Annotated in this window: 22 protein-coding genes and 1 pseudogene; 16 read left to right on the forward strand and 7 right to left on the reverse strand. The window is 63.6% G+C overall.

Annotated elements, in window-relative coordinates; all coding sequences use genetic code 11:
• Positions 1-42: 42 nt before the first annotated feature.
• The 5 genes and pseudogenes from secG to rpsO all read right to left on the reverse strand — a co-directional run bounded on the left by secG (position 43) and on the right by rpsO (position 5,103).
• Complete coding sequence (secG, locus tag CLV01_RS24445) at positions 43-435, reverse strand: preprotein translocase subunit SecG (protein ID WP_012206980.1); 393 nt, start codon at positions 433-435, stop codon at positions 43-45.
• Positions 436-493: 58 nt separating this feature from the next.
• A pseudogene (gene tpiA / locus CLV01_RS24450) lies at positions 494-1,239 on the reverse strand (triose-phosphate isomerase).
• A 2-nt stretch (positions 1,240-1,241) separates the two neighbouring features.
• Positions 1,242-2,243, reverse strand: coding sequence for an NAD(P)H-quinone oxidoreductase (locus CLV01_RS24455; RefSeq protein WP_012206982.1), 1,002 nt, complete (start codon positions 2,241-2,243; stop codon positions 1,242-1,244).
• A 118-nt stretch (positions 2,244-2,361) separates the two neighbouring features.
• Positions 2,362-4,629 carry a polyribonucleotide nucleotidyltransferase gene (gene pnp / locus CLV01_RS24460; RefSeq protein WP_099733002.1) on the reverse strand — a complete coding sequence of 756 codons (2,268 nt, stop codon included), beginning with the start codon at positions 4,627-4,629 and terminating at the stop codon, positions 2,362-2,364.
• Between the two features lie 207 nt (positions 4,630-4,836).
• Positions 4,837-5,103 (reverse strand): 30S ribosomal protein S15, encoded by a 267-nt coding sequence (rpsO, locus tag CLV01_RS24465; protein ID WP_012206984.1) that lies wholly within the window; start codon positions 5,101-5,103, stop codon positions 4,837-4,839.
• Between the two features lie 239 nt (positions 5,104-5,342).
• On the opposite strand from rpsO, the gene CLV01_RS24470 reads away from it, so the two are divergent.
• The 15 genes from CLV01_RS24470 (at position 5,343) to CLV01_RS24540 (ending at position 21,789) form a co-directional block, all read left to right on the forward strand.
• Positions 5,343-5,657 carry a hypothetical protein gene (locus CLV01_RS24470; protein WP_099733001.1) on the forward strand — a complete coding sequence of 105 codons (315 nt, stop codon included), beginning with the start codon at positions 5,343-5,345 and terminating at the stop codon, positions 5,655-5,657.
• A 248-nt stretch (positions 5,658-5,905) separates the two neighbouring features.
• On the forward strand, positions 5,906-6,469 hold the full coding sequence (locus CLV01_RS24475) for a GspH/FimT family pseudopilin (protein ID WP_099733000.1): 564 nt from the start codon (positions 5,906-5,908) through the stop codon (positions 6,467-6,469).
• Positions 6,460-7,080: a type IV pilus modification protein PilV gene (pilV, locus tag CLV01_RS24480; protein ID WP_099732999.1), complete on the forward strand. Its 621-nt coding sequence runs from the start codon at positions 6,460-6,462 to the stop codon at positions 7,078-7,080. The genes CLV01_RS24475 and pilV (CLV01_RS24480) overlap by 10 nt, the downstream gene beginning before the upstream one ends.
• Complete coding sequence (locus CLV01_RS24485; RefSeq protein ID WP_099732998.1) at positions 7,077-7,952, forward strand: PilW family protein; 876 nt, start codon at positions 7,077-7,079, stop codon at positions 7,950-7,952. The genes pilV (CLV01_RS24480) and CLV01_RS24485 overlap by 4 nt, the downstream gene beginning before the upstream one ends.
• Entirely contained in the window at positions 7,949-8,713 is a 765-nt protein-coding gene (locus tag CLV01_RS24490) for a pilus assembly PilX family protein (protein ID WP_099732997.1), read from the forward strand. Before CLV01_RS24485 ends, CLV01_RS24490 begins: the two co-directional genes overlap by 4 nt.
• Before the next feature lie 63 nt (positions 8,714-8,776).
• Positions 8,777-11,125 carry a pilus assembly protein gene (locus CLV01_RS24495; protein ID WP_257221496.1) on the forward strand — a complete coding sequence of 783 codons (2,349 nt, stop codon included), beginning with the start codon at positions 8,777-8,779 and terminating at the stop codon, positions 11,123-11,125.
• 8 nt (positions 11,126-11,133) lie between these two features.
• Positions 11,134-11,553 carry a type IV pilin protein gene (locus tag CLV01_RS24500; protein ID WP_099735064.1) on the forward strand — a complete coding sequence of 140 codons (420 nt, stop codon included), beginning with the start codon at positions 11,134-11,136 and terminating at the stop codon, positions 11,551-11,553.
• Positions 11,554-11,669: 116 nt separating this feature from the next.
• Positions 11,670-12,236, forward strand: coding sequence for a GspH/FimT family pseudopilin (locus CLV01_RS24505; RefSeq protein WP_099732995.1), 567 nt, complete (start codon positions 11,670-11,672; stop codon positions 12,234-12,236).
• Positions 12,237-12,256: 20 nt separating this feature from the next.
• A complete protein-coding gene (gene pilV, locus CLV01_RS24510) occupies positions 12,257-12,946 on the forward strand; it encodes a type IV pilus modification protein PilV (RefSeq protein WP_043782677.1) in 690 nt (229 codons plus the stop codon).
• 20 nt (positions 12,947-12,966) lie between these two features.
• Positions 12,967-13,881, forward strand: coding sequence for a PilW family protein (locus CLV01_RS24515; protein ID WP_099735063.1), 915 nt, complete (start codon positions 12,967-12,969; stop codon positions 13,879-13,881).
• Between the two features lie 19 nt (positions 13,882-13,900).
• The gene (locus tag CLV01_RS24520) at positions 13,901-14,635 is read left to right on the forward strand and encodes a pilus assembly PilX family protein (protein WP_012206995.1); all 735 of its coding nucleotides are present in this window, start codon (positions 13,901-13,903) and stop codon (positions 14,633-14,635) included.
• Positions 14,636-14,707: 72 nt separating this feature from the next.
• On the forward strand, positions 14,708-18,274 hold the full coding sequence (locus CLV01_RS24525; protein WP_099732994.1) for a pilus assembly protein: 3,567 nt from the start codon (positions 14,708-14,710) through the stop codon (positions 18,272-18,274).
• The gene (locus CLV01_RS24530; RefSeq protein WP_373681077.1) at positions 18,271-18,717 is read left to right on the forward strand and encodes a type IV pilin protein; all 447 of its coding nucleotides are present in this window, start codon (positions 18,271-18,273) and stop codon (positions 18,715-18,717) included. Before CLV01_RS24525 ends, CLV01_RS24530 begins: the two co-directional genes overlap by 4 nt.
• A gap of 64 nt (positions 18,718-18,781) precedes the next feature.
• Positions 18,782-19,891, forward strand: coding sequence for a bifunctional diaminohydroxyphosphoribosylaminopyrimidine deaminase/5-amino-6-(5-phosphoribosylamino)uracil reductase RibD (gene ribD, locus CLV01_RS24535; protein WP_099732993.1), 1,110 nt, complete (start codon positions 18,782-18,784; stop codon positions 19,889-19,891).
• An 83-nt stretch (positions 19,892-19,974) separates the two neighbouring features.
• Complete coding sequence (locus CLV01_RS24540; protein WP_099732992.1) at positions 19,975-21,789, forward strand: phospholipase D family protein; 1,815 nt, start codon at positions 19,975-19,977, stop codon at positions 21,787-21,789.
• A gap of 13 nt (positions 21,790-21,802) precedes the next feature.
• Here the strand turns inward: CLV01_RS24540 and CLV01_RS24545 are convergent, their stop codons facing one another.
• Entirely contained in the window at positions 21,803-22,792 is a 990-nt protein-coding gene (locus tag CLV01_RS24545) for a tRNA dihydrouridine synthase (protein WP_099732991.1), read from the reverse strand.
• Positions 22,793-23,018: 226 nt separating this feature from the next.
• On the opposite strand from CLV01_RS24545, the gene CLV01_RS24550 reads away from it, so the two are divergent.
• Positions 23,019-23,561, forward strand: coding sequence for a hypothetical protein (locus tag CLV01_RS24550; RefSeq protein ID WP_099732990.1), 543 nt, complete (start codon positions 23,019-23,021; stop codon positions 23,559-23,561).
• A 28-nt stretch (positions 23,562-23,589) separates the two neighbouring features.
• Here CLV01_RS24550 and CLV01_RS24555 read toward each other — a convergent pair whose 3' ends face one another.
• On the reverse strand, positions 23,590-24,801 hold the full coding sequence (locus CLV01_RS24555; RefSeq protein ID WP_099732989.1) for a N5-glutamine methyltransferase family protein: 1,212 nt from the start codon (positions 24,799-24,801) through the stop codon (positions 23,590-23,592).
• Positions 24,802-24,812: the final 11 nt, after the last annotated feature.

Consider the following 24,812-nt stretch of genomic DNA (forward strand, 5'->3'; position numbering starts at 1 on the left):
GAAAAACCCTCGGACCCGGAGGACCGAGGACTTTGTTCGAAATTATTTCGTAGGGATCTGGGCAGCGCCTTCAGCACCGGCAGCAGGCGCCTGACCTGCAGCAGGAGCGGGCACTTCGCCAGCAGCGCCAGAGGCCGCAGGAGCCGGAGCCGTGATGGGTGCGGCACCTTCCAGCACGCTGCCCGAGCTGACCGGACGCGCATTGCTCAGATAGGCCAGCGCCAGTGTGGCCACGAAGAACACCGTGGCCAGGCCTGCCGTGGAGCGCGACAGGAAGTTGGCGCTGCCGGAGGCACCGAACAGGCTGCCGGAGCTGCCGCTGCCGAACGAGGCGCCCATGTCGGCACCCTTGCCGTGTTGAATCAGGATCAGGCCGATCATGCCGAGAGCCGACAGCATCTGAACGGCGAGGATCACGCTTGCGAATGCATTCATTGGTTGTACCTGCTAGTAACGCGAGAGCTAAAAAAGCGAATGGAAAAACCGCCCCGGCTTACTGGGCCGCAGCGATGATGGTCAAGAAATCGGCCGCCTTGAGCGAGGCTCCGCCCACCAGGCCACCATCAATGTCGGCCTGGGCCAGCAGCTGGGCTGCATTGGAGGCATTCATGCTGCCGCCGTACAGCAAGGCGATGCGATCGGCCTGCTGGCTGGCAGCCGCCAGCTGGGCGCGCAGCACGGCATGCACCTGCTGGGCCTGCTCCGGCGTGGCGGTCCTTCCTGTGCCAATGGCCCAGACAGGCTCATAGGCCACGACCAGCTCATTGATGCACTGGCCCACCTGGTGGATCACGGCCGCCAGCTGGCGCTTGACCACTTCTTCGGTCTGCCCCGCCTCGCGCTCCGCCAGCGTTTCACCCACACAGACGATGGGCGTAACGCCCTTGGCCAGCGCAGCCTGCGCCTTCAGCGCCACCACGGCATCGGTTTCGCCATGGTACTGGCGACGCTCCGAGTGCCCCACCAGCGTATAGCGCACGCCAAAATCCCTAAGCATTGCGGCCGACAGCTCGCCCGTATAGGCACCCGATTCATGCTGCGACACGTCCTGCGCGGCCACGCCGATGGCCGAGCCTTCAAGCTCAGCCTGGGTCTGGGCCAGATAGACGGCAGGCACGGCCACAGCCACGCCCGCATTGCCCCCTCGGGCAGACCCTCCTTGAGGGCCTTGAGCAAACCGGCATTGGCAGCCAGGCTGCCATTCATCTTCCAGTTGCCGACGATGAGTTTCTTCTTCATGGTTACCACGTCAAAACGATTTTGCCGGTGTGCTGACTCGACTCCATCAGCGCGTGCGCCTTGTCGGCATCAGCGGCAGCAAAGGTGCTATGGATCACAGGACGAATGCCGCCTGCCTCGATGAGCGGCCAGACCTCGCGGCGCAGGGCCTGGGCGATGGCTGCCTTGAAAGCCACAGGCCGCGGACGCAGTGTGGAGCCCGTCACCAGCAGACGGCGACGCAGGACCAGGCCCGCGTCGAACTCTGCCTTGATGCCACCCTGCACCGCAATGATGACCAGGCGGCCATCCTCTGCCAGGCTTTGCACTTCGCGTGCCACATAGCCACCCGCCACCATGTCCAGGATCACGTCCACGCCCCTGCCTTCGGTGATGCGCTGCACCTCCGCGGCAAAGTCCTGGGTACGGTAGTTGATGGCATGGTCGGCACCCAGCTTGAGGCAGTCGGCGCACTTGGCATCGGAGCCAGCGGTCACGATGACCGTGGCGCCGCGCGCCTTGGCCAGCTGGATGGCCGTCACGCCGATGCCGCTGCTGCCGCCCTGCACCAGCAGGGTTTCACCTGCCTGCAAGGCACCGCGGTCGAACACATTGCTCCAGACGGTGAAGAAGGTCTCGGGCAATGCCGAAGCCTCCACCTCGCTGAGCCCTGCCGGGATGGGCAGGCACTGGGCCACGGGCGCAACGCAGTACTCCGCATAGCCACCGCCGGCCAGCAGCGCGCACACGCGGTCTCCCACGCGCAGGCCTGCCAGCCGCATGGCTTCGTCGTCGCCCGACACGATCACCCCAGCCACTTCCAGTCCGGGCAGATCGGAGGCGCCAGGCGGCGGAGCATAGTGCCCCTTGCGCTGCAACACATCAGGGCGATTGACACCACTCGCCGACACCTGGATCAGCAACTCCTGCGCACCCGCAACGGGCAGCGGACGCTCGCCCAGGCGCAATACCTCGGGAGCGCCAAAGTCCGTGAGTTCCACGGCACGCATGATTTGCTTTTCCATCTTTCGACCTCGCAATCCCTGTCAAAATGCCACAAGCGCTGAACAGGTCAGCGCTTTTTGCCAGTCACCACACGCACCTGCAAGGCCACCCCCTTTTGGGGAATGGCCTTGCCGGGCATTACTGCTGCTGCTGCTGTTGCTGTTGCTGCTCGCCCTCGGCAGCCGGACGGCCGCCGTCACGGGGCTCGCGGGGTTCACGCGGCTCGCGGAACTCGCGCTGCTGGCGGGGCTCACGCGGCTGGCGGAACTCACGCTCGGCAGGCGCGGGGCGCTCGCTGCGCTCCATGCCGGCAGGACGCTCGGTCAACGCCTTCAGCGACAGCTTGACACGACCCTTTTCGTCGGTCTCCATGACCTTGACCTTGATGATCTGGCCTTCCTGCAGGTAGTCGGCGACGCGCTCCACGCGCTCGTGGGCAATCTGGCTGATGTGCAGCAGACCGTCCTTGCCGGGCAGCAGGTTCACGAGAGCGCCGAAGTCCAGGATCTTGGTGACCGGGCCTTCGTAGATCTTGCCGATTTCGACTTCGGCCGTGATCTCTTCGATGCGGCGCTTGGCTTCGTCGGCCTTGGCGGCATCGCTGGAGGCGATGGTGATGGTGCCGTCTTCGCCGATGTCGATCTGAGTGCCGGTCTCTTCGGTCAGTGCACGGATGGTGGAACCGCCCTTGCCGATCACGTCACGGATCTTCTCGGGGTTGATCTTCATCGTGTACAGCTTGGGAGCGAAGGACGAGATCTCGGCCTTGGCTTCGCCCATGGCTTCCTGCATCTTGCCCAGGATGTGCATGCGCGCTTCCTTGGCCTGGGCCAGGGCGACCTGCATGATTTCCTTGGTGATGCCCTGGATCTTGATGTCCATCTGCAGCGCAGTGATGCCGCTGGTGGTGCCAGCCACCTTGAAGTCCATGTCGCCCAGATGATCTTCATCACCCAGGATATCGGTCAGCACGGCGAAGCGGTTGTCTTCCTTGATCAAGCCCATGGCGATGCCGGCCACGTGGGCCTTCATCGGAACGCCTGCATCCATCATCGACAGGCAGCCGCCGCAGACCGAAGCCATGGACGAGGAACCGTTGGACTCGGTGATTTCCGACACCACGCGGATGGTGTAGGGGAATTCTTCCTTGCTGGGCAGGCAGGCCGCCAGGGCGCGCTTTGCCAGACGGCCGTGGCCGATTTCGCGGCGCTTGGTCGAGCCCATGCGGCCCACTTCGCCGGTGGCAAAGGGAGGCATGTTGTAGTGGAACAGGAAGCGGTCCTCGAACTCGCCAGCCAGCGCGTCGATGCGCTGCGCGTCACGCTCGGTGCCCAGCGTGGACACGACCAGGGCCTGCGTCTCGCCGCGCGTGAACAGGGCCGAGCCGTGCGTGCGGGGCAGCACGGAGTTGCGGATTTCGATGGGGCGCACGGTGCGCGTGTCACGGCCGTCGATGCGCGGCTCGCCGGCCAGGATCTGGCTGCGAACGATGCGTGCCTCGATGTCGAACAGCATGCCTTCGACCTTGACGCCGTCGAACTCCACGCCCTGGGCCGTCAGGCCGGCCTTCACGGCGGCGTAGGCTTCGCGGCAGGCTTGCGTGCGGCTTTGCTTGTTGCGGATCTGGTAGGCCGTGCGCAGGGCTTCGTCGCCCAGTGCCGCCACCTTGGCGATCAGCTCTTCATCCTTGGCGGGAGCGACCCAGTCCCAGACGGGCTTGCCGGCTTCGCGCACCAGTTCATGGATGGCTTCGATGGCGATGCGGCCTTGCTCGTGGCCAAAGACCACGGCGCCCAGCATCACGTCTTCAGGCAGTTGCTGCGCCTCGGACTCCACCATCAGCACGGCGGCTTCGGTGCCGGCCACGACCAGATCCATCTGCGAATCCTTGCGCTGGGTCTGACCGGGGTTGAGCACGTACTCGCCATTGATGTAGCCCACGCGGGCGGCACCGATGGGGCCATTGAAGGGAATGCCCGACACGGACAGGGCAGCCGAGGTGGCGATCAGGGCGGCGATGTCGGCATCGACTTCGGGGTTCAGCGACACGGTGTGGATGACCACGTGCACGTCGTTGTAGAAACCTTCGGGGAACAGCGGGCGGATCGGGCGGTCGATCAGGCGGCTGGTCAGGGTTTCGAGTTCGCTGGGCTTGGCTTCGCGCTTGAAGAAGCTGCCGGGGATCTTGCCTGCGGCGTAGGTCTTCTCGATGTAATCGACGGTCAGCGGGAAGAAGTCCTGGCCGGACTTGGCCTGCTTGGACGCCACCACGGTGGCCAGCACCACGGTGTCATCGATGTTGACCAGCACGGCGCCGGAAGCCTGGCGGGCGATCTCGCCGGTTTCCATGGTGACCGTGTGCTGGCCCCACTGGAAGGTCTTGGTGACTTTGTTGAAGATGGACATTGTTGCTCCTTTGGAATGGGTGGACCGATGCACTCACCGGGCCATGATGGAGAGCAATTCAGAACACGATGCCATTCCAGTGCTGGATTCACTGCTATCAAATCAGCAGCATTGGAATGACACAGCTTCGCTCTGTCTTGCATTCTCCGAAGTAAAAAACGCCTGAGCTAGACAGGCTAACTCAGGCGTTTTGATCTCCCACCGTGCTTACTTGCGCAGGCCCAGCTTGGCGATCAGTGCGGTGTAGCGATCAGCGTCCTTGGACTTGAGGTAGTCCAGCAGCTTGCGACGACGGCTCACCATGCGCAGCAGGCCGCGACGACCGTGGTGGTCCTTGGCGTGTTGCTTGAAGTGAGGGGTCAGCTCGTTGATGCGTGCGGTCAGCAGGGCCACTTGCACTTCTGGGCTGCCAGTATCGTTGGCAGAGCGTGCGTTGGACTTGACGACTTCAGCCTTCACGGAAGATGCGATCATTTTTTTTCCTTTGAAATTGGCCCCTCACAGACAAAAGCAGGGAGGCAGCCTTGGTTACTTGCGCCGGGACTGGAAAGGCCCCGACGTGCGTCTTGCACCATGCAAAACCCTGGGATTATAACAAGCGCGCCCTGTCCAGCTTCCACACATGCTTTGTGGCCCCACACCGCGCCGGCCGACAGCCCGCCCAGAATGCCACGAAACCTGCAGACATTCATAGATCACGGGAGGGCAACACCATGGCAACGCGTTTTTCATTCACTGCTGCAACCTGGCGCGCACATCGGCAGCAATGCGCCCTGCTGAGCATGGTCGCGGCCCTATGCCTGGTCCTGCCGACCCAGGCGAGCCCCCACCGCTCCGACACCTCAGCCGCGCAAGGCGCCAAGCGCAAAAAAGGCGGACAGCGGGTCCGTGTTCCAACCCAGCGCAGCAGCTCCGAGGAATCGCCCGAGCAACGCGACAAGCGGCTGTACCGCGAATGCCAGGGCAGGCACAACGCCGGGGCATGCGCCGGATATACCCGGCCGCCACCCGGCAGACAGCAGCGCTGAGCGCTCCCCCAACAAAAAACAGTCCTACCCCCGAGTCCGATAGCGGCAAAGCCGGCAATACCTTGTCACCATTGGATTTTTTGACGCATCGTCATGCCGAATGACCCTGCACCAACAGCACGACTCCTAATTGTTGAGGACAGAAACAGATTTGTCTGAAAGACATGTACGGAGAACCCCAATAGATTGAGCAGCGCGCAAAAACAACCAGCGCTTCGCAAGCAGATCGACGGGGAGGGATTCAAGACATGTCATCGACCTGGCCTCAGGCCCACCCGGGCGCAAAAGGCTTCACGGCCATCGAGCTGATGGTGGTCGGCGCCATCCTCGCCGTGCTGACCACGCTGGCAGCACCCAGCTTCCACCTCATCATCGAGCGATGGCGCGTTCGCCAGACCTTGGAGGGTCTGCAGTCGACGCTGCAATACGCGCGCTCCGAAGCCGTCCGGCGCGGGGGCGGCGTCTTCATCCAGAAACTACCCCAAGGCACCAACGGATGCACTCTGGCTGCACGTCACGCGGACTGGGGCTGTGGCTGGGTGGTGTTCGTTGACCGCAATGGCAACAAGCGCTGGGATCCCCGGGAAGAACTGCAGCGCTTCGACACTCCCGCTCGCACCCTTGTCATCCGCTCCAGATCCGCCGCCATCATCAGTGTGGACCGGTGGGGGCAAATGGGTGGATTCACAGCCATGGGCTTCGCCGTCGCCCCATCTTCCGCCGGCCTCGTCTCTGCTGCAGCGAAAGGCATCTGCGTTTCGTCCGGCGGACGTATCCGGGTGGTCGGCCGGGAGGGCATTCCATGCGCCTGACAAGCACCCAAGCTCGGCACGCCAAAGGCTTCACCCTGATCGAAACCCTGGTTGCCACCGTCGTCACGGCCTTGGGTGTTCTGGGAATCCTGAGCCTGCAGATGCGCACCCTGGCCGACACCCAAAGCGGCGTGCGCCGCGCTCAGGCCATCCGGTTGATCGAAGACTTCAGCGAGCGCACCCACGCCAATCCCAACTCCCTTGGGCAGATGGGCAACTACGAATCCGATTGGGATCACACCCCTGAATCCACCGCCGACTGCAGCGCCACACCATGCGACCCGGAAACGCTGGCCAGCTACAACCTCGCGCTGTGGAAGGCTTCCGTGCACCAACTGCTGCCAGGCGGAGCCGCCAAGGTCTTCCCTGCAGCAGACGACACCAGCAACGGACGCCACCTGGGCATCGTGATCAGCTGGCGTGAAAACGAGAAATCCAGCAAAGCCGGCTACAAAAAACCCATCGGACTCCATAGCGATGGCACACACGGCGACGAAGCCATGGCCTGCCCCACCGGCAGAACCTGCCACCTGCAATACATAGCGCTCAGCGCTCGTTGCGCGCCATATCTTGCCAACAACGCAGTCCAGTTCTTCTGCGCAAGCCCATGAAGCACACCCGCATCGCCGCCGCAACGCTTATGCAGCCTGATCAACGCGGCCTGAGCCTGGTCGAACTGCTGGTGGGCCTTCTCCTGGGACTGTTGATCATCGGCGTGGCCCTGGGCGCACTCATGGCATCACGCGCCGTCTCCGGCACCGTCAGCGATGCCAGCCAGCTGCAGCAGCAGGCATCCCACATCTTCCGCGTCATGGGCCGGCAGATCCGGCAGGCGGGGTCTCTTCGGCTGCTTCTCTCGTCTGCAAAAAAGGGAACAGACACCGTTGACGTGGCGGACCCCGTTGCATTCGAGGCGAGCGCACAAGATTTCGACCCTGCGCACGACACCATCCTGGGCCTTGATGCGCCAGGCCGCGCTCAATACAAGCTCACCGTGGGCTACAGCAACTACACGCAACCGCTGCACGGCTCGGCCATCGAAACTTCACTGCAGCGCAATTGCCTGGGCCAGGCCAACAGCCACAACCTGATCCTGAGCCGCTTTGCGCTGGACGCCCGCAAAAACACCCTGCGCTGCACCGGAGCACCCTCTGCGGGAGCCCAGCCACTGGCCCAGAACGTCGCCAACTTCCAGGTGCGCTATCTGATCCAGTCGCCGAAAGGTGATGCACGCCTGCAGTACGTCAACGCAGCCGCCGTGGGCCAGGACTGGTCACGCGTCGTTGCCGCCGAGGTCTGTCTGGTGCTTTTCGGGATCGAAGTCATCAACATGCCCGCCGACAGCCGCTACACCGATTGCGCAAGCAGTGACGGCACAGCCAAATCCATCGACATGACCACGCTGCCGGCGCCCAGGACCCGGCGCCTGCACATGGTCTTTCGCAGCGTGTATCAGTTGCGCAGCCAGGGGATGGCTGGATGACCGCCAAAGCAGCAGGCATGCGGCATGCCCACACCTGTGCCGCGCAGCGTCAGAAAGGCGTCGCACTGTTCATCGTGATCACCCTGGTCATGCTTTCCATGCTGCTGGCACTTTGGGCATCGCGCAGCGCCCTGTTCAACGAGATGTTCGTGGGCAACGATGCCGACTACCAACGCGCCCTCGAAGCTGCACAGGCATTGCTGCAGGATGCCGAACTGGACATTCGAGGCGAACAGGCCAACGGCACCGCCTGCATCGCCAACAGCAGCCGTCCATCCGTCTGCCGCAACGCTGCAACCATCATCCAGTTTCCCCAGGAAACCCAGCAGGTAGGTCTGCTGCTGGCCAACCTGAACCGAGCCACCCCCACAAGCTGCCGAGACGCCCTGTGCACCAAGCGCACAGGGCCTCAGGACTTCTGGAACAACGTGGACGAGACCAAAGGGATCACGCTGAGCCAGATGACCGCCACCGATGTAGCCGCACGCTACGGCCAGTTCACGGGCGCCATTTCTGAAGGCAAGAGCAATCCCATCCTGGCAAACCGTGAGACAGGAAAGGGGGGTTGGTACTGGATAGAGATCCTGCCCTATGACGCCAGCGCAGGGAACTCAGGTCTCATCGCCAACGACTCTCCACGTCTGGCCCTCTACATGCAGCCCCAGGTGATCTATCGCATCACGGCCATCGCTCACGGCCGCAAGAGCGGCACCCAGGTGGTGCTGCAACAGACCTATGTCCGCCAGAAGCGCCGCGACTGATTCAGAACGCCTGACATGCCTTATCTCATCCATCCTGGGCTCCGCCCCCTCCTGCTGCCAGCCGTGATCGCCGCACTCCTGGCCGCGCAAAGCAGCCAGGCCCAACGTTTCTCTGAGGCAGGCACGCCAGTTTCCCTGGCACAGAGAGAAGACAACGAATTTGCCACGCCCATTGAAGACTGCCTGACAGGCCAGCCAGCCAATGCCAAGGGCCGCAGCAGCTCCGCCACTTCCAACGGCAGCGTGATTGCACAGGCAGGCGTGGACATATTCACGGCCCGCTACAGTGCCAAAGCCGCCTGGAGCGGCTGGATCAACGCAGAAACGGTCCAAGCCGACGGGAGCATCACCGCAGCAGCCGGCTGGCAAGGCAAAAGCACGGCTGACCACCTGGATGCACTCAGTGATCAACAGGTACTCAATGAGCGCCTGATCCTGACCTGGAGTGACAGACTGCAAAGGGGCGTGCCTTTCCAATGGCATGAGTTGGACCGCCCCCAGAAGGCGTCTTTCGGCGTCGATGCCGAAGGCAGGGCAGACAAACTGGGCAAGCACAGGTTCAACTTCATACGTGGCGACCGCCGCATGGAAGCTGCGGGACAACCGCCGCGCCCTGACCCGGCCCACCCTTTTCGCCAACGCGGCTCGCGCCAGGGCGATATCGTCAACTCCCAGATCTGGCATACCGGCCGCCCCGTGGACAACTCGCCTTTGCCGGGCTACGCGGCCTATGCGCTCGCCCAGCAGAAGCGCCAGCCCATGATTTACGTGGGCGGCAACGACGGCATGCTGCACGGCTTTTCTGCCACTGACGGCAGCGAGAAGATCGCCTACATTCCCCGTGGGGTGATTTCGAGGCTGGCACGCCTTTCCGACCTCGAATACGACACCCGGCATCGCTACTTCGTGGATGGCTCTGCCATGAGCGGCGACATCAACTCAGGCAGCCATGCATCCCCGCAGTGGCGCACCGTGCTGGCAGGCATGCCGGGCGCCGGTGCCAAAGGCTACTTTGTGCTGGACATCACGCACCCAGAGGCTTTCAACGAACACGGCGCCGGCACGCTGGTCCTGCTGGACCGCACCCAGACCCGCAATAGAGATCCCGGTGACTGCGCCATCTCCGCCGACCTCTGGCAGCGCACCACTTGCCAGGAAGACAAGGACCTGGGCCATATCCTTGAAGCCCCCGTGCGGGACGATGCCAACCCGCAACGCAGCATCCAGATCACGCAGTTGAACAACAACCGCTGGGCTCTGGTGACGGGCAACGGCTACCACAGCATCAACCAGCGACCCGTGCTGCTGATCCAGTACCTCGATGGCAACCAGGAGCTGCTGCGCATCGTGGCCACAGGTGACATCCCCACCGGCACCACACCGGAGACCACCAGCAATGGGCTCTCCGCACCACGCCTCGTGGACATCAATGGCGATGGCCGGCCCGATGTGGTCTATGCGGGCGACCTCCAGGGCAATCTGTGGAAATTCATCATCGCCAGCGATGCTTCCTCCGCTTGGAGCGTGGCCTTCGACGGCCGGCCGCTGTACACCGCCATGGGTGGCAGCTCGCCAACGGCCTCTCGCGCGCTGCGCCAGCCCATTACCGCCCCTGCGTCCGTACGCACCAATGACCGGTACAGCGTCACCACAGAACCCAAAGGAAGCGATGAACGCGTGACTGTGGGCGGCATGCTGGTGGCATTCGGCACAGGACGCAACATCACCCAGCAGGACACTGGCAACACGGCGGTGCAGAGCATCTATTCCATCCTCGACAACACCCGCTACAAGCTGCTCGCGGACGGCCGGGTACAGCCTTGCACGGGTGACTCGGACTCTGAGTGCAAGCTGCCTGCAGGGCAGCGTCCAGCCCCTGTACCCGGCATCGATGAGCTGGCCAAACGCTCGGTGAACCCTCAGACGCAAGGGATCGTAGGCCGTGGCACCTGGCGAGTGGACTCCACCACCGACCTCGACTGGACGCGGCACAAAGGCTGGTACATGGACCTTCCCCTGTCAGGCGAGCGCCTGCTCAAGCCGATGAGTTTCTACGACGGCAGCAACCTCCTCGCGATCTATAGCCAGATACCCGCCAGATCCTCCAGGCGTCCTGGTGAAGCCATAAGCCGTCCCGCTGACGCCTGCAATGTGAGCGAGGAAAGCCAATTTCTGACGCTCATGAACATCATGGATGGCAAGCGGCCCAGTGTTCCATTGATGGACAGCAACGGCGACGGCGTCTACGACACGGCGGATCAGGAAGCCTCGCGCGCAACCATCTCCGGGGGATCCCAGACATTGCTCAACAAAGGCCATCACGTCATTGGCTACGACACCGATGGCCGCCGCAACGTCCTCGCCCGCATGCCCGAGCAATCCCTGCGCCCCAGCTGGCGCCAAATGAAATGAGCCGCACGATGCGCCGCCCTCCTCCCCCGGGCTTCACACTCATAGAACTCATGATCGTCGTGGCCGTCATAGTCATCCTCGGCACCGTCGCCGTGCCCAGCTACAACGAATACATCCGCGGAGTCCACCGCGCCGATGCCCGCGCCGGCCTGCTGCAGGCCCAGCAATGGCTGGAGCGCGCAGCCACGGCCAACGGGGTCTACCCCACCAAGCTCCCCGTCGATCTGACCTGGGCCCGCGACTCCAGCAAGCGCTACACCATCAGCCTGGATTCAGGAAACACCACCGAGGCCTATACCCTGATCGCCACGCGCCGAGGCTCACAGATAGGGGACCGCTGTGGAGATTTCGCGCTGACACATACGGGTGTGCGGGAGACACTGAACCTCGCAAGCGGCACCAGCGCGGCGGAATGCTGGTCGCGGTAGCGCCGCAGGCCAGCCACAATCCCCTGCGACAACCCTGGCCCGCCATCCATCCAGCGGCCGCATCCATTCATCCGGTTCGCTCACCTGCCCGCGAGTGCAATGCCTAGCATCTGCGCATGCACGCATTGCACCTACAACGGCTGACACACGCCAAGGCACCCGCCCGACGCCGCAAAGGGTTCACCACCCTTGAGCTGATGGTGGTGGTCGCCATCCTGGCCATACTCACCGCCCTTGCAGCGCCCAGCTTCACCCCATTGATGGAGCGCTGGCGGGTGCGACAGGTTGCCGAGGATCTCCAGGCAACGATTTATTTTGCCCGCTCCGAGGCCCTCAAGCGCGGCGGCAACGTCACTATCGCCAAGGCCGCAAATGGCAATGGCTGCGCCAATGCCACCGGAAACACCCAGTGGGGGTGTGGCTGGCAAGTGGCCAGCGGCAACACGGTGCTGCAGCAGACCGCGCCCCCGACCCGCGTCCAGATCACCCTCGCCGACAGCACGGGCTCCATTGCCGTGGACCGCTGGGGCATGCTGTCGCATGGAGGTGGTACCGCGGCAGCGGCCATGGATCTCCTGCTCGTTCCCGAAGGCAAGATCGCCAGCGACCGAAGCGCCGTCCGTCTTTGCACAGGCACGGGCGGAAGGATCGTGCAGATGAAGGGCAGCGAATCCTGCTCCTGAACCGTTCTAGAGAAAGCAACATGCACAGACTCCAACGCAGCAAGCCGGCAGAGCGCCGCAACCAACGAGGCCTCACGATGATCGAATCCCTGGTCGCCATCGTCGTGGCGGCGCTGGGCATCCTGGGCATTCTGGGCACGCAGATGCGTACGCTGACGGATACCCAGACCACGGTCCGGCGCGCACAAGCCATCCGCCTGATCGAGGATCTGGGCGAGCGCATGAAGGTCAACCCCAGCGTGCTGAGGGATGCCGATGCCTATGTCGCCGATTTCAACACCACGCCCGCCCCTGGCGATTGCCAGGCGGCCTCGTGCAACCGCACGCTTTTGGCAGCCTACGACCTGGGTGTATGGAAGCAGACGGTCAAGAACACACTGCCCCTGGGCCAGGCCAGCATCTTTCTTGCTCCGGGTGAAGAAGTCGGCGCCAACCGCCGGCAGATCGGCGTGATGGTCGCCTGGCGCGAGAACGAGCGTGACCTGTCCGACAGCAGTCAGGCCAATCAAAAGGCCTACAGGGACAACATCGATGCCACGCAAGTCCGGGCTGCCGATGGCACGCTGAGTTCAGGCGGAGGCGGCACGACAGCAACCTCCTGCCCCGATGGCTACACCTGCCATCTCCAATACCTTCCGCTGGCTGCACGTTGCGCGCCCTACTTCGGCAGCGGTGAAGCGATTCCCCAATACTTCTGCCCAGGATTCTGATCATGGCAGCGCCCCGCATCATGAAACCAAACCTGCCGCACCTGCCGATACGGCCTCGCCGGCATGCCTTTGCCCGTCCCCTGGCTCAGAAAGGCTTCACCCTGCTTGAGCTGATGGTGGGCGTGGCCATCGGCCTGCTGGTCGTCGCCGTGGCCACGGCCGCGCTCATGGTGTCCCGTGGCGTGTCCGGCACGGTCAGCGACGCCAGCGGCATCCAGCAGCAAGCGGCCTATGCCATGCGCGTCATCGGCCTTCAGCTGCGCCAGGCGGGCTCTCTGTACCTGAACCTCGATCCCAGAAGCCAGAAGCCCGCGGCTGCCCTGGTGACCTCGACACCCGTGGCGTTCGAGACAACGGCTAAAAGCGACTCCGGCCTGGAGTTTGACCCGTCGCTCAATACGGTCAGTGGAACGGCCACGCCCACCACCCTGACCGTCGGCTATCGCCGCTACAAGGAACTTGTCTACACAGATGCCGCAGAGCAGTCCCAGGCGCGCAACTGCGTGGGCGGGCCAGCCAACAGCAGTGCAGACCAGCGCATAGACAACGTCTTTCAGCTGAGCGGCAGCCAGTTGCAATGCAGTGGCAATGGCGCGGCCGCGCAGACCTTGGTACAGAACGTGGCCGATTTCCAGGTCCGCTATCTCATCCAGGACAACACCAAGCCTGGCTCGCCGGGCATCCAGTATGTTCCATCGGCCAACGTCGATGCCTGGACGACAGTGGAGTGGAGCAAGGTACGGGGCGTGGAAGTCTGCCTGGTCCTCTATGGCAATGAGCCCATCGATCTGCCGGCGGGCAGCAGCTATGTCGGCTGTAATGGCACATCCGTCAACATGACCACGCTCACCGGCCAGCGCAACCGGCGCATGCACATTGCCTATCGCAATGTCTTCCAACTGCGCAGCCAGGGCCTGATCGGCTCCGTGCTCTGAATTCACGAGAAAGCCAGCAATGCATCGCAAGACTGCCAACCATGCCTCTCGGCAGCAGCGGGGTGTCGCGCTGTTCGTCGTCATCATTTTCGTCATGCTGTCCATGCTGCTGGCGCTCTGGGCGTCACGCACATCGCTGTTCAACGAGCTTGTCGTCGGAAATGATGCCGACTACCAGCGCGCCTATGAGGCCGCTCAGGCGCTGCTGCAGGATGCGGAACTCGACATTCGCGGCGAAAAGGCCGACGGCACTGTCTGCACGGGTCAGGACAATGTGTGCCGCACCAGCACCACGGCCAAGATTCCGCTGGAAACCCAGGAGATCGCCCCTCTATTGTCCTCTTTGGGTACCGGTTGTTCACAGGGCCTTTGCGGCAAGCGCGGCGACAAACAGGACTTCTGGAATAACAGCGACGAAAGGCTGGGACTCACACTGGCGCAGCTGACCACGGCAGGAGTGGGGGCCCGATATGGCCAGTACACAGGCGCCTCGCTGGGCTCCACCAGCAAGCCCGCCAATCCCATCCTGGCCGACACCAGCGCGGCCGATCGCGGCGGCTGGTACTGGATCGAGGTGCTGCCCTACCTGAACACCAAGAACATGGGACTTATCGCAGACACCCCGACCAACCTGCTGTCGCTCAACCTGAAGCCCTACGTGGTGTACCGCATCACGGCCCTGGCCTATGGCCGCAAGCCCAACACCATGGTGGTTCTGCAGCAGACCTATGCACAGCAAAAGCGCAAGAACTAGGTGGCCCACGGCCCAGTCACCGCACCCGCAAGCGAATCCGACCACTCGGCACAAACATCAAGAGGCGCAGACATGAAACGCAAGCCCCCTATCCCTCATCAGCTGTTCTCCCGCACCCTGCTGTCCTGTGCCGCTGCGGCAGCCCTGCTTCCGCAAGGCGCTTGGGCCCTGGACCTGGCACAGTCGCCCCCCGGCACCAAGGAGCCGTATGTGGCTCCCAACGTCATCATTTCCATCGATGATTCAGGGAGCATGAACTTTCGGCTTGACACGGAAAGTGCCAGCGGCGCCAGCAGCCAGACCGAGCCCAATTCGGATGGCACCTGGCCGATGACTAGCCGCCGTGTCAACGTCCTCAAGTATGCACTCGTCGGAAAAAACGGATCCGGCGGCATCTTCCGTGATACGACGCTGCTGCCCGACAAGAAAATCCGGCTGGCATGGCAAGGCATGTGGAACAACGGCAACTCGTCCAATGCCGACAATGTGGACAGTGCCGACAGCCGAGGCGCCGTCCAGATGAATACGAACTCCATGCGCCCGCTGCAAAGCACGCATCGTGCGAACTTCATCTCCTTCATCAGCAACCTGAATCCTGGCGGTGGCACTCCATCGCATCTGATGTTCAGCCAGGCCGACAGCTACATGCGACGCGGACTCAGCAAGAACAGCCCGTGGGCCAGCGATCCAGGCAATACGGGAGCGCCCTATCTTGCCTGCCGCCGCAATTACCACATCATGATGACCGATGGACGCTGGAACGGAACCGCCACGGGTGTCCCCGATAGCACTCGACGGGACAATGCCACCAACCTGACGCTCAGCGACAACATGGTGTACGGCGGCAGTGGCGCGGCCGACCAGAAAAAGTCCGCCCTTTACCGCGACACATCCACGGGCACCACCCTTGCCGACTGGGCCTTCTATAGCTGGGCCACCCCGATGCAGACCACGGGATTGACGGGCACCATGCAGCCGACCGCGGACTACCGCAAGGCTCCGTCCGTGGAAACATTCACCAACGACAGCGGCAGCTCCGTCACGCTGGATCGCTACTGGAACCCCCGCTACAACCCGGCCACCTGGCCGCACATGGTCACCTACACCATTGGCTTCAGCAAAATGGCGTTCGATTGGAGCTATTCCTCCATTACACGTCCGACGCAGATGGTGCCATTCGGCTATGACGGCAGCTTTCCGGATCTGGCCAAGGGGAGCACCACCTGGCCCAATCTGACAGCCAGCACAGAGTCGCGCAATGCACTGGACCTCTGGCACGCTGCCCTGAACGGCCGCGGCCGCTTCTATGCGGTGGAGAAAGGCGAAGACCTGGAAAAGGCCTTCCGGGAAATCTTCGGCCAGATCAACACTCAGACGGACCCCGACCTGACATCCACGGCCACCAGCGGCTCCAATGCGTCGCGAAACGACGTCGGCAAGTTCACCGGTGCCTATGAGCCGCAGAATTACTGGAAAGGCTTCGTCACGGCGGAAACCGTGCAGAAAGACGGCACGACCGTCTCGACCGCCAGCTGGGGAGGGAAGAATACGGCCGACAAGCTCGATGCCATCTCAGACATCAATACCCGCCTCATTCTCACATGGAGCAACAAATGGGACTCCAACAGATATAGGGGTGGCGTGCCATTCAAGTGGGCCACCGATGATTCCCTTCTCAGCAGTGCGCAAAAGGCATCACTCGGCCTGAACTCCAACGATGTCACCGCCAAGACGGGGACCAAAGGCGAGAATATTCTCAACTATGTCCGTGGTGATCGGCGCTACGAGGGCTCTGAAACCAGCGGCTACACGACGAGCAGCCCTTTTCGCGAGCGCAAAAGCCGCCAGGGCGACATCATCAACTCTGTCGTCTGGTTTACCGGAACGCCGTCCAGCAACTATGCCCTTCCGGGCTATCTGAGCTTCGTGAGCGGAAGCTCCCGTCCGGCCGTGATCTATGTCGGAGGCAACGATGGCATGCTGCATGGATTCTCTGCCGTGGATGGCAGCGAGAAGATTGCCTATGTCCCCAGAGGCGTCATTCCCTCGTTGAAGTCTCTCGCCGACCCCACCTTCAACACCAGCCATCGATATTTTGTCGATGGTTCCCCGATGACCGGGGATGTCTATTTGAGCTCCGGATCGAACTCCTTCTGGCGAACCTTGCTGGTAGGTACTCTGGGAGCCGGCGGCAAAGGCTATTTTGTGCTGGACGTGACCAATCCGGACAGCGCAAATCTCAGTGGAGGAACACCCGGATTTTCCGAGGCGAATGCCCAGGCGCTCGTCAAGCTGGACCGGACCCGGGATGCGTCGGAAACGCCGACATGCCCCTTGACAGGCATCAGTGCGGCCGAGCTTGCGGCATGCACCCAGGAAGTGGCGGAAGACAGGGACATCGGGCATATCACCGCACGCCCCGTGCTGGATGAGAATGACCCCATGCGCACCACGCAGATCACCACCATGAACGATGGGCGCTGGGCCGTGGTGATGGGCAACGGATACAACAGCGCCAACCAGCGGCCGGTGCTGTTGATCCAGTACCTGGACGGTAACCAGGAACTGCTGCGCATCCCGGTCACGGCCGATGTCCCCGGAACGGGATTGGCTGCAGACAATGGGCTTTCCGCCCCCCGCTTGGTCGACATCAATGGAGATGGCCGCCCAGACGTGGCCTATGCAGGAGACAACCTCGGCAATCTCTGGAAGTTCGATATCACGAGCGCTCGCCCAAGCAAGTGGCAGGTGGCGCTGGGTGGTCAGCCTCTTTTCACGGCAAGAGGACCGACCGCACTGAATTCCTCTCTGCGCACGAATGTTCAGCCCATCACGGTTGCACCAACTGTGCAGGCCAATGATCGCACCATGAAGGGTTCAGGCAAGGACGTAAAAATCGTTCGCGTAGGAGGAATGATGGTAGCGTTCGGAACGGGGCGTAACGTCACGAAGGATGATCCCAACAATGTCCAGGTACAAACCCTGTATTCTGTGCTTGACGAAACCCGCTACCGGTTCACAGACGACACCAGGACGCTGATCGAAGTCCACCCAGGCGATGCTTCCTGCAGCCGGGGAGGAGATTGCATACCCACGCCAAAGGCATGGGGCGTCGGGGTGACAGCCGCCAAGCTGGCCAAGCAGACCATCACCGAACTCGGCAATGGTGATTTCGCCACCGTCGATTCTGTTGACAAGCTGGGCGTTACCACATGGGGCGACTTCAATGGCTGGTATATGGATATGCCTGCCATCGGAGAGCGGCTCCTCAAGCCCATGGAGTTCTACGATGGCAGCAATATTCTGGTCATGTATTCCCAAGTACCCGCCAAGGGATCGAATGTGGATGTCAGCGTGGAAAGCTGCGAATCCACGTCCGTAGATGAAGAGCGTCAATACCGCACCATGATCAATATCATGGATGGCCTTCGCCCCACGGTACAGTTGGTGGACATGAACAAGGATGGAAAATACAACAGCGATGATTCAGGTGTATCGCGAGTCCGGGTCAGCAAGGGATCGCACAACCTGATCACACAGAAAAAGAATATTCTGGATATCGACGCCAAGAACAACAAAGAACCTCTGGCTCCAATGCCAGAAGAGTCCTTGCGCCCCAGCTGGCGCCAAGTCAAATGACCATGCCTCGTTCTACTAACACGATCATCATGAAAAGAAAAAATCAGGGTTTCACTCTCATCGAATTGATGATCGTCGTGGCGGTTGTCGGAATTCTTGGAGCCATTGCCATACCGAGCTACTCCGAGTACATACGTCGCGGGCACCGCGCGGAGGCCAGGGCAGGCCTTCTGCAGGCGGCGCAATGGCTTGAAAGGGCTTCCACGGCCACGGGGATCTACCCCCTGACCGCAGCATTTCCCAGCGCGCTTGCCACGGTGCCTTCCAATCGATACGACATCTCACTGAACTCTACCGATGGAAGAACTTTCACGTTGACGGCAACCCCCAAGGGCGCCCAGACAGGCGACAAGTGCGGCAACTACACCTTGACGCAAAGCGGATTGCGTGGGGCCAACGGAGCCACGACAGGCACCATCGTTACTGACTGCTGGGGCAAGTGAGCACCGGGTAAATGCCAATCCGCCAAGCGCTGACCGAGCCCAGGCTTGCTACCATCCTGGCACCATGACAAACACCGTGCCACACATGCACCAAGCGCTTGGGCTCGCCGCCCAGGCGCTTTTTCTTTCCTCCCCCAATCCTCGCGTGGGCTGCGTGCTGGTGGCACCTGATGGCAGAGTCGTCGGCCAAGGGTTCACTCAGCAGGCTGGCGGCCCACATGCCGAAGTGATGGCACTGCGCGATGCCGTGGCCCGAGGCGAGGATGTGCGCGGAGCCACCGCCTATGTGACGCTGGAGCCTTGCTCGCACCAGGGCCGTACGGGTCCCTGCTGCGATGCCCTGATCGCCGCTGGCGTTGCCAAGGTGGTAGGCGCACTGACGGACCCCAATCCCCAGGTCGCCGGCCAAGGCTTCGCGCGCCTGCGGGCGGCAGGCGTGGATGTGGTGGTGGGGCCGGGTGCAGACGAGTCCCGGGAGCTGAACATCGGCTTCTTCAGCCGCATGCTGCGCGGCATACCGTGGGTGCGCATGAAGGCGGCCAGTTCCCTTGATGGGGCGACCGCGTTGCACAACGGCACCAGCCAATGGATCACATCCCCCGAGGCACGCGCCGATGGCCATGCCTGGCGTGCGAGGGCATGCACCATACTGACGGGCATAGGCACGGTGCTGGAAGATGACCCGCGCCTGAACGTGCGGGATGTGGCTACGCCGCGCCAGCCGCGCATCGCTGTTGTGGACAGCCGGCTGGACATGCCGCTCACCGCCCAGGTACTCCAGACCCCGGCCGGCTGCCTGATCTACACCAGCAGCCGGGATGCATCGAAAACCAGTGCACTGCAGGACCTGGGCGCGACCGTCATTCCCATGCCCAACGCGCACGGCAAGGTGGACCTGTGCGCCATGCTGCGTGACCTGGCGGCGCGCGGCACGAACGAGCTGCATGTGGAAGCCGGCTTCAAGCTCAATGGCTCGCTGGTACGCGAGGGGCTGGTCGATGAGCTGCTGCTATACCTGGCCCCCAAGCTGCTGGGCACGGGTGGCATGGGCATCGCCAGTTTCGGGCCGCTGGACGCGCTGTCCGAGGCCCTTGCATTGGCACTGCATGATGTGCACCGCATCGGGCCAGATCTGCGCGTTGTGGCCCGCGTTGTGGCCCGCGCCAGCTTCTGACGCGAACAGCGGCTTCCTGGACCACCGGCTGGCGCAGCCGTCCGACACCCGATTGACCGATCCTTGGGCCAAATCTCCGAATCATGTCCGGCGCTCGCAACTTACAGCCCCTTCCACCCACCAGCCTGTTTCGAGGCCTGCGGACCACGCTTGTCCTGCTGGTGTCCGCCGTGGTCTGCGGCTGCGCAAGCAGCTTGCCCTCCCAGGTCGATCGCCCCGTCACTGCAGCGTTGGAAGCCCCGCAAAGCACGCCATTGGGGTCTTTGGTTCAGCAATTGCGGCCTGCCAGCGTCAAGCCTCAAACCTCCGCCTTTACCCTCCTGTCCGGCGCCCAGGCCGCCTATGGCGCCCGGCTGGCACTGGTCGAGGGAGCGCAGCAGACGCTCGACCTGCAGTACTACGCCATCCATGCCGACGAGAGCACGCAGCGCCTGCTGCGCGGCGTGGTCGAGGCAGCACGGCGTGGCGTGCGCGTGCGCGTGCTGCTGGACGATTTCCACAGCACGGGCGCGAATGCGCAGGTCATGCGCCTGGCCTTTGTGCCGGGTATCGAGATGCGCATGTTCAACCCCCTGGCGGGCGCGCGCAGCTCGGCGCTGGGCCGGGCCTATACGCTGCTGACGGATTTCCAGCGGGCCCAGCAGCGCATGCACAACAAGCTGTTCATCGCCGACAACGCCATGGGTGTGATTGGGGGACGCAATCTGGGCGATGCGTATTTCGATGCGGACAGCGCCAGCAATTTCGTGGACCTCGACGTGCTGGCGGCGGGGCCGGTGGTCAACGACCTGTCACGCAGCTTCGACAGCTATTGGAACAACCAGCGCGCCTATCCCGTCCAGTCGCTGATCAGCCTCAAGGAACTCAAACAGTTACGCGAGCGCTTTGCGGGCGATGATGACCAGGCGCAGGAGGAGGACCCCACGCCTGCCGTTCCCCCGAAGGAGGCAAAGGCAGATGACCAGACGGCCGAGCAGCGCCGGATCATCTGGGACCAGCAGCCCATGGATCTGCGAAAGGCTCGCTGGACCTGGGCATCGGCCGCCGTGCTGGTAGATGAGCCCGCCAAGATTCCGTTGGACAGGGATGACGGCCCAGGCTCCATCACAAGCGCTGGCACGGATGCGTCCGCACAGGCCAGCCCCGCGCCGAACGGCCCGCAGGCCAGGCCTGCCGGCACGCTGCCCATGGGCCAGCCGGCTGGCGCCCTGCGCCAGGCGACGCGTCCGGTGCTGGAGGCCGATTCGGTGGTCGATGGTCTGCTGGCCCTGGTGCGCAAGACCCGGCGTGATCTGCTGGTGGTCTCGCCCTATTTCGTGCCGGGCCCGGACATGATGGAGGCGTTTCGTGGCGCACGGCAACGCGGAGTGCGCGTGCGGATTCTGACCAATTCGCTGGCCTCCAACGATGCACCATTGGCCCATGCCGGCTATGCGCGCCACCGCAAGGCACTGCTGGAGATGGGCGTTGAACTCTACGAGATGCGCAGCACGGCGGCCAGCGTCCGCTCTGCATTCGGCTCGGGTAGCACGGGCGGTGGCGGTCCTTCCGGCTCGACAGGCGCCTCACGTGCGATGCTTCACTCCAAGCTGCTGGTGGTGGACGGGCATCTGGTGGCAGTCGGCTCGATGAACCTGGATCTGCGCTCCCAGTTGCAGAACACCGAGATTGCCCTGCTCATCGCCAGCCGCGAGTTCGGCCGCCTGGCCACGCAAAGCATTGACGAGGGCCTGCAGGATGGCAGCTGGCGCGTCGAGCTCGACAAGGATGGCGAGCTGGTGTGGCGGGCCTCGGAAGACAGCGAGCGCGGTAACGAGCACAGCGAGCCCGATGCCAGCTGGGGCCTGCGCCTGATGCTCAAGCTCATTGGCCCGCTGGCGCCCGACCATCTGCTGTGATCGGCCGATCGCGCTAAAGCCCGGCCCACTCCTGGCGCCGCGCCAGCGCTTGCACCCACAGCGTGATCTCGCGCTGGTCAGTCTGCGTGCGCACTTCCTGGTAGGCCTGCTCGGCTTCGGGAAAGCGGCGGCGCAGCAGGTTCAGCCATTGCTTGAGGCGGCCTGCGCGCTGGCGCGGCTCCAGATCCTCGCAGACCATGTCCCAGAAACGCTGGACTTGCGGCACCAGATCGCTCCAGGACACCTGCGCTGCAAGCTGTTCCGCCGGTGCGTGCCCGCCTTCCACGGCAGAGCGAATGGCCAGCGCCAGGCCTGGGTCGGCGACGATCCCCCGGCCCAGCATCAGATCGCCGCAGCCCGATTGCTCGCGGCAGCGCAGCGCATCCTCCACCGTCCAGATCTCGCCATTGGCCACCACGGGCACGGTCACGGACTCGCGGATGCGCGGGATCATGTCCCAGTAGGCCGGCGGCCGGTAGCCGTCGAGCTTGGTGCGGGCGTGGACGACGATTTCGCAGGCGCCACCGGCCTGCATGGCCTGAGCGCATTCGGTCATCAGGGTCGTGTCGTTGAAACCCAGGCGCATCTTGGCCGACACAGGCATGGCCGCCGGCACGGCTGCACGCACGGCCCCCACCACGCGCGTGATCTGCTCCGGGTCCTGCAGCAGCGCAGCACCACCGCCATGGCGGTTGACCACCTTGGCGGGGCAGCCGAAGTTCAGATCGATGCCTTCCGGACCCAGGCGCGCCAGATTGGCCGCATTGGCCGCCATGCTGTCCGGGTCCGAGCCCAGCAGCTGCGCACGCACAGGGACACCTGCCAGCGTCCGGCTGCCGTTGTTGAGCTCCGGCATGGTGCGCAGGAACACCTTGTCGGGCAGCACGGTCCCCGTGACGCGGATGAACTCCGAGACACAGCGGTCTGCGCCGCCCACGCGCGTGAGCACATCGCGCAGCACGAAATCAAGCAAGCCCTCCATGGGCGCCAGCAACAGTCTCATCACCTATGTCGCGAGGCCTGCGCCCCGTCTTCCTGTTACAGATCAAACAATATTTCCGTGACCGGCATCGTCCGCCAGCCCCTGCAAATCAGCGCCCGCCCATGCGATGGCAGGCGATTGTGCGCTTGCCGCAGAACATCGGGGCGGGCCAGTTGTCATGACTTCTTCACGCCACGGTCATTCATGTAACGTGCAATCGGGGCTTGTCGGACTCCCTGCCCCCACCATGCTGCTGCAAAAAACCGCCAAGGCCCTTGAAGAGCTGCAGCCCGGCCGCCGCAGCCTGCCGCTGCGCGAGCGCTCGGTGCTGCTGATGGCCGATGGCCGCACCGAGGAGCAGTTGCAGCAGGTGCTGGGCGCACAGGCCGGCGAACTGATCGAGCAACTGATCGCCAGCGGCCACCTGCAGCGCCTGGCTGGCCAAGCCGCCGAATCATCACCCCCGGCTCATGCTCAGGCCCCCTCCATGGCACCGGCCGCTGCGAAGGAATCCAGCCCGCCCGGCCCCGCCGCCACGCTGAATCTTGCCGGCACACGCATGTACCTGTTCGATATGTGCGAGCGTATGTTCGCCAACCGCCATGAGGACAAGGCCCAGGTGCTGCGCCATCTGCTGCGCGAGGCACGCGATCTTGAGGCACTGCAGGCGGCCGCCCTGCAGCTGCTGCAGACCGTGCAGGAACATGCGGGCGACGAGCGCGCCGATGCCTTGCGCGAGCGCCTGCGGCATCTGCTGCCCCAGGAGGCAGCGACGGCACAGGGCGTCTAGACGAAACGAAGGGTGGACGCGCGCGCGATCAGCGCGGCGCCAGGCGCCACAGCGAGGTGAGCTCGGCGGCGCGTGCCGCGTGCAGCGGATCGGTGGAGTCCGCAGCCTTTCCATGGCGCGGGCGGATGTCCTCGCGGCCCAGGACCTGCAGGCCTGCGGCATCGATCCAGCCCAGCAGTTCCTCGCGCGAGCGCAACTGCAGGTGCTCGGCCAGATCCGACAGGATCAGCCAGCCTTGGCCGCCTGGCAGCAGATGTGCAGCAAGGCCCTCGACAAAACCGCGCAGCATGCGGCTGCCTTCGTCATAGACGGCCTGCTCCAGCAAGGAGCTGGCCTTGCCCGGCAGCCACGGCGGATTGCAGACCACCAAGGCGGCCCGGCCTTCAGGGAACAGGTCCGCCTTGCGCAGGCTCACGCGCTGCGCCAGACCCAGCCGCTGCAGGTTGTCCTGCGCGCAGGCCAGTGCCCGGTCGCTCAGGTCGGTGGCCACCACCTGCCGCACGCCACGGTGCAGCAAGAGAGCGGAAAGCACGCCCGTGCCCGTGCCGATATCCCAGACGGCGGCATCAGCCTGCTGGGCTGCGGCCGGCAGGGGAGCCTGCGCCACCAGATCCAGGTATTCGCCGCGCACCGGGGAGAACACGCCGTAGTGCGGGTGAATGCTGAACTCCGGCATGCCCGGCACGGCCAGGGCCACGCCCTTCTTGCGCCACTCATGTGCGCCCAGGGCACCCAGCAGTTCACGCAGGGGAACGATCACGCTTTGAGCGCCCTGGTCGGCGGGAATTTCGCCCCAGGCTTCGCGACAGGCTTCGCTCCAGTCCGGTGCGCGGCGCAGGGCACAGTGCCAGCGGGTATCGAGCTCGATCATCACACTGGACAGGATGCGCGCACGCTGCGCCAGTGCCTGGCGGTGCAGGTGGAAGGCGTGGGGAAAGACCGGCTTGGCGTCTTCCTTGCCGGCGCGGCGCTGGCGCGCCTTGGCGGAAGTCTCACGTGCGGGCTTGTCGAGGCGGCGGCCCAGGGCCGACAGCAACTGCCGGGCATTCTGGAAATCGCCGCGCCACAGCATGGCCTGGCCTTCGCAGGCCAGGCGGTAGGCGCTGTCGGCGGCCAGGCTGTCGTCAGCAATGACGATGCGGCGCGGTGCGGTCATGGTGCTGTCCGCGCGCCACAGGGCAACCTGGGTGGCCTCGTGCTCCTGCCACTGCAGCAGGGACCAGTTCTGGGAAGAGGACAAGGCCTGCTGCT

This window comes from Delftia sp. 60, from assembly GCF_002754395.1.
Lineage (GTDB): Bacteria > Pseudomonadota > Gammaproteobacteria > Burkholderiales > Burkholderiaceae_C > Comamonas > Comamonas acidovorans.